At 64.6% G+C, this 841-nt stretch carries 1 protein-coding gene; it reads left to right on the forward strand.

Translation table 11 applies throughout. The features are described 5' to 3' along the window. Positions 1-841, forward strand: an 841-nt coding sequence (locus tag NZU74_20315) for a hypothetical protein (protein MCS6883674.1), incomplete at both ends; no start/stop codon positions are given.

The following is an 841-nucleotide window of genomic DNA, read 5'->3' on the forward strand; positions in this document are numbered from 1 at the left end:
AGCGCTGTATGCGAGCGTGTTCGTTGTGGGGTGGCTGGTCGTGCGCGCCCTGACGACGACGCGATCCAGCGCTGCATCGCGTTGGGAAGCGGCGAGGACGGCGATCACGCCGGCGATCGTCGTGATGGCGGCATGTCTGGCGATTGTCGCGCCGTGGACGGCACGCAACTATCTGACGTATGGCCACCTGATTCCGGTCGATACCCTGGGGCAGATCAATCTATGGCTCGACCTCGACGATGTGGCGCGGCGGAACGAAAACATCGAAACGCTGCGGCGCATGCCGCAGGCGGATCGCCATATCTACGCCCTCGAACGTGCGCGTGAAATTCTGGCTGCCGATCCGCTGCGCCCATTCCGCTCGATGTGGGACACCTTCCGTCACATCTGGAAAGCGCAGTTCATCGAGGATTACTTCGTCAAGCAGAGTTTCTTCACCCGACCGCTGCGCGAAACGGCGGCGCTGGGTCTGGCGGGCGATCTCATCTGGCTGGGATTCACGACAGCGGGAGTCGCCGGACTTGCAGGGCGCGCGCGCGAAGGGATTCATTTCCGCCTGTTGTTCCTGGCGTGGATCGGCTACTCGCTGCTGACCGTGCTCATCTTCCACGTTGAACCGCGCTACCTGCTGCCGCTCTGGGTGATGATTGCGCTGTACGGCGCGGGGATGGCGGCGGCGCGCTGGAATGACGCGCGCGCGACGCCGCGCCTGGCGCTTCAGGCGGCGGTGGTGGCGACATTCTTCGGGTTGCTGCTCACCTACCGCGACTACCCGGTGATCATCAGCAGCGGCATCGCGCGCGAACGCGCCATGATCGCCGGTCTGTCGGCGTATCAGGCA

Source organism: Chloroflexaceae bacterium (genome assembly GCA_025057155.1).
Classification (GTDB): domain Bacteria; phylum Chloroflexota; class Chloroflexia; order Chloroflexales; family Chloroflexaceae; genus JACAEO01.